The organism is Frankia sp. CcI49 (assembly GCF_001983215.1).
GTDB lineage: Bacteria > Actinomycetota > Actinomycetes > Frankiales > Frankiaceae > Parafrankia > Parafrankia irregularis.
In genome coordinates this window covers 1-4,546 of the sequence record NZ_MOWP01000071.1, presented here as the reverse complement: position 1 = coordinate 4,546, position 4,546 = coordinate 1, and the positions used below count along the sequence as shown (strand labels likewise).

3 protein-coding genes and 3 pseudogenes are annotated in these 4,546 nt (G+C 62.4%); all 6 read left to right on the top strand.

Annotated elements, in window-relative coordinates; all coding sequences use genetic code 11:
- Window positions 1–770 (top strand): alpha-L-rhamnosidase C-terminal domain-containing protein (locus CcI49_RS39390; protein ID WP_277872785.1); only part of this gene is annotated, 770 nt, incomplete at its 5' end.
- A 196-nt stretch (window positions 771–966) separates the two neighbouring features.
- The gene (locus tag CcI49_RS41855) at window positions 967–1,308 is read left to right on the top strand and encodes a hypothetical protein (RefSeq protein ID WP_131831297.1); all 342 of its coding nucleotides are present in this window, start codon (window positions 967–969) and stop codon (window positions 1,306–1,308) included.
- Window positions 1,309–1,619: 311 nt separating this feature from the next.
- Entirely contained in the window at window positions 1,620–3,242 is a 1,623-nt protein-coding gene (locus CcI49_RS39385) for a CocE/NonD family hydrolase (protein ID WP_076834842.1), read from the top strand.
- Window positions 3,243–3,370: 128 nt separating this feature from the next.
- A pseudogene (locus CcI49_RS44035) lies at window positions 3,371–3,606 on the top strand (ISL3 family transposase); the annotation flags it as partial.
- A 69-nt stretch (window positions 3,607–3,675) separates the two neighbouring features.
- Window positions 3,676–4,044 (top strand): annotated as a pseudogene (locus CcI49_RS39375) (FtsX-like permease family protein); the annotation flags it as partial.
- Between the two features lie 257 nt (window positions 4,045–4,301).
- Window positions 4,302–4,546 (top strand): annotated as a pseudogene (locus CcI49_RS42980) (peptidase S15); the annotation flags it as partial.

Sequence of the window (4,546 nt, the reverse complement as noted above, 5' to 3'; positions counted from 1 at the left end):
GTCTTTACCGAACTGCCCTGATCGCAGCAGATGCTGCCGCGCATCTCGACCTGAAGGCGGACGAGCAACGATGGCGGAAACTCGCAGAGCGTACGAGGTCGGCGTTCCAGGCGCGATATGTCGTGGAGGGTACTCGAATCACCTCGGATGCCCAAGCTGTGTATGCCCTGGCGATCCACTTCGGCTTGCTCGATGACGTGCAGAAGGCGGAGGCTGGCGAAAGACTCGCCTGTCTCATCGCGGAGGGCGGATATCGGGTCGGGACCGGATTCGCCGGGACACCGTTTGTGGTGTGGGCGCTGACCGAGACCGGGAATGCTGAGGTGGCGTATCGGCTTCTGCTGCAGGAGGAGCCGCCGTCCTGGCTGTATATGGTGGCGATGGGGGCGACCACCATCTGGGAGCGGTGGGATTCGCTGCTACCTGATGGCACGGTGAATTCGGGTGAGATGACGAGTTTCAACCATTACGCCCTGGGGGCGGTCGTCGACTGGCTGTATAAGTGCGTCGCCGGCATCCGTCCCGCCCAGCCTGGGTACGCACGCCTGCACCTAGCGCCGATCCCTGGGCCCGGACTCGACTGGGCACGCGGACAGGTGGAAACCCGGCGCGGACGGGTGGAGTGCGGATGGACTCGACACAGCGATGGCGTCATCACGATCGAGTGCGTCGTCCCCGACGGCGTGGAGGCGGACCTGTACCTGCCCGATGGAACTACCCGCCTGCTCACGAGCGGGTCACATCGCATTCGAACGGAGAAGGGCGCGTAGTGAAGAACGACAGCACGAAGGATGGGGTGGTGTGACGCTGACAATCGAACAGAAGGTGGAACTGCTGCCGTGGGTAGTTTCCTGAGTCGTAAATTTGGCAAATGATCACGGACTTAGTTCGTATCAACGACTCAGGACACTAGATACTTGGACGACGCAGCGTTTCGAGGGGGAAGTTGGACGTGTGGTGGTGCGCATGTCGGACGGACTTCACGGCTGGGGCCATCATTTTCATCCTCAGATCTCGGGCCCGCTGTCTGGACGGATCGGTCGGGGCAAGCCCTTCGCACCCACCTCATGGGCGGTGGTCGGTGTGGTGATGACGCCGGATGCAGGCGAGATCTTGAACGGATTTTTGATGGGATCTGAGACGAAGCGAGAGGTGTGGAATATGAGTTTTGAACGGATGAAGTGCTGCGTGGCAGAGGTGGCAAATCAACCGGGAAGTGACGAAACCTCATTAATCATGCATGTGCTTGGTCCGTGGCCGGGGAGGCTTGAGTACATCCTCCCGAGGATGGGTGGTGCAAAGAAATGATAGAAGGCGGCGGAATTGTCCCACACACTTACGTGTTTCAAACTGTCGCCGGCGGCGGAGGTCCGTCGCTCGTCTCGTGCCTGGGAGGGTCGTTCATTTCCGAAAAACTTGACCTACATGATGCCGAGGCCGCCGTGCAAGAGGTCCGGGTCCAAGCGGGGGCCGTAGCCGTCTCCGTCGACTACCTTGCATTCGGGATCCATTACCCGGCACCGAGTGACGACGCAGTGGCAGCGGCGTGAGGATCATGGCCGGTCGGATCCGCGATAGAGTCCATCCCGGCGGTAGGGCGCACGATGGCAGGTGAACGAATGTTGAAGCCTACTCTTCCGCTGTGGAATCGGTGGCACGCGCGCCGCACCGGCATACCGAAACCGGCACCCTGGCGCGTATGGCCCGTGCGCATTCCGATGCGCGACGGTGTGACTCTGGGTGCTGATGTCTATGAGCCGCTCGCGTCGTCCAGGGGCGTGATTTTGATCGTGGGTCCGTACGGTCGTGGGTTCGTATTCACAGTGAGCTCTGCGCGAGCGTTCGCGGGGCAGGGGTATACGGTCGTTTTCGCGTCCACAAGGGGCACCGCCGATTCAGGTGGCGAACTCGACCCCATGCGCACTGACGCGCAAGACGGTCAGGACATCGTCGCGTGGATGCGCAGCCAGTGCTGGTACCCTGGCCGCTTCGCCGCAGCTGGCGGCTCATACCACGGCTACGCGCAGTGGGCGCTCATGGCAGACCCACCGCATGACCTCGCGACGGCCGTCGTTGTCATGGGACCGCACGACTTCGCCGAGTACACGTGGGGGTCTGGTTCGTTTCGCACCGACTTGATTGGGTGGAGCGGACAAGTTGGCGGGCCACCCGTAAGCAGGAACCCTTTCCGCAACTTGAAGGTGCAAAGGGAGTTCCGAAGGGCGATCGACGAGGTCATCAAGTCGGTTCCTGTGCTGTCCGCCGCCCAGCCTCTATTCGAAGATGATCGTCCCTGGGTGCTTGAGCGGATGAACAGCGACGATATCGACGAAGAATACTGGGCTCCGATGYGGCACGCTGCGGCACTCGAGACGTCGATGGTGCCCACCCTGGTGATTGCCGGGTGGCAGGACATTTTCCTGTCACAGTCCATGGAACAGTATCGACGTCTGCATGCGCGTGGCGTCGACGTGGCGCTGACGGTTGGCGCATGGGTGCATGCCGATATCCTTCTCCGCGGTGGCGGCACAATCGTACGAGAAAGCCTCCATTGGCTGGAAGAGTACTTGGGTGGCAGCGGAGCGCGCGGAGCGTGCGTTAGAGTGCAGGTGGGGCCATTGAGGAGGTGGATCGAGCTGCCGGAGTGGCCACCCCACGGAGAAAAAAGAACCTGGCACCTGCACCCGGGCGCGCGCCTTGAAAGACATCCACCGGGTAGCGATGCCACCGCATCGGAGTTCGTCTATGACCCAGCGGATCCGACCCCGACCATCGGCGGAAATCTCATCAGAAAGGGCGGATACCGCAACGACTCCGCATACGTCGGCCGGCCCGATGTGCTGGTCTATGACACAAGCCCATTCAACACCGAACTGGTTGTGCTCGGTGCTCCGGTCGTTACGCTAGCGCACCGTTCAGATCGTCCCGATGCGGACCTTTTCGTGCGGCTGAGTGACGTCGACCCAAGCGGGCGTTCGCGCGGGGTGTGCGAGGGGTACTGGCGTGCCCAACGCGGCGAGTTTCCTATCGATCTCTGCCTAAACGACACCGCGCATATATTCGCGCGAGGGCATCGTCTGCGGCTGATCGTTGCCGGCGGATCTTTCCCTCAGTACGCGCGCAATCCCGGCACAGAAAATAACCCGCTCACTGCGACCGAACTCTATTCGAATCGTCACGTGATCAAACATGCCGACGGTGCGTCAACGCTACGGCTACCGGTCGGTTCCTTTCCGGAATGAACCTGTACCCTGTGCCCCAGATTCCGCCGGTGCGGCCCGGTCGGCACGCTGGGCCAGGGCTCCGGCGTGATCGCGGTCTGGCGCTGGATCCGTCCGCGGCTTCGCCGGCCTCCTCCGCCCCCGCCGACGGCAACGCCGACCGACTCGATGAGTGGATCACCACGGCTCGTGCCGCCGACCTGCCTCACCTGCATTCCTTCACCTGCGGACGCGACATCGAGCGCACGGCCGCCGATGCCGCCCTCACCCTGCCCCACCACAACGACGGCGCCGAAGGCGTGAAAACCAAATCTAAACGGATATGCGTCAGATGCACGGCCGAGCAGGCTCACCCTTCCTCGGTCACCGCATCCTGCTCGTCTAACACAGAGTAATCACCGAAAGTGAGCCAGAGCCGCCCGCACAGAACGCCGCCGGCACGGCCCTCAACGCCCTAATTCTTGGACTCGGGTCCGTGGCACTCCTGGTCGGCGGGATCGGCGTCGCCAACACCGTGCTCATCTCCGTCCTCGAACGTCGCGGTGAGATCGGGCTGCGCTGCTCCCTCTGCGCCACCCGATCCCACATGCGCAGCGAGTTCCTCACGGAAGCGCTCCTGCTGCCGGCTATCGGCGGCATCGGTGGGCTGTTTCTCGGAATCGCCGTCACCACCCTGTACGCGAACATTCAAGATTGGCCCACCGTCATCCCGTCCTGGGCCACATGGCACTTGGCCTCGGCGCCACCCTCGGTCATCGCCGGCCTTCACCCCGCCACCCGCGCATCCAAACTCCCACCCACTGAAGCACTGGCCGTGACGTGACCATGATGGCAGCAGCGGTCAGCCGATCCTATGCCGACTTGCCCCGCAGCGTCGCCGTAGTTCATGTCTCGGCGCAGCTGATTGCCTTATTGCGAACTTCACAGTAACCTCTCCCCATGAATTCAACGTGGAAGAATCTGTGCGCTGGGATCATCCTGGTCGGACTGTCCACCTCCTTTCTGTTCGGAGGGAAAGGTTTGGCTGTCGCCGTATCCGGCGATGATTCACCGAGCATCACGAATGAGTGCTTAAGTAGCGTGCCGGAGCGGGTCAGTAGCACACCGGTTCGCATCTGCTACACGGCGTTCCAGCCAGCGGGTGCGGATGCCGTGCACCCTGTGCCGGTCGTGCTCCAGAGTCATGGATGGGGAGGCGCGCGCGTCAAGGATCCGGCCTATTTCACTGACTACCTCGACGAAGGCATCGGTGTGATCAGCTTCGACCAGCGGGGGCACGGCGAGAGCGGCGGTTCCGCGCACCTTCAGGATCCGGACTTCGAGGG

What these genes read in the sequence shown, in the direction of transcription:
- CcI49_RS41855 (WP_131831297.1), top strand. Translation starts at nt 967, where the DNA reads ATGTCGGACGGACTTCACGGCTGGGGCCATCATTTTCATCCTCAGATC.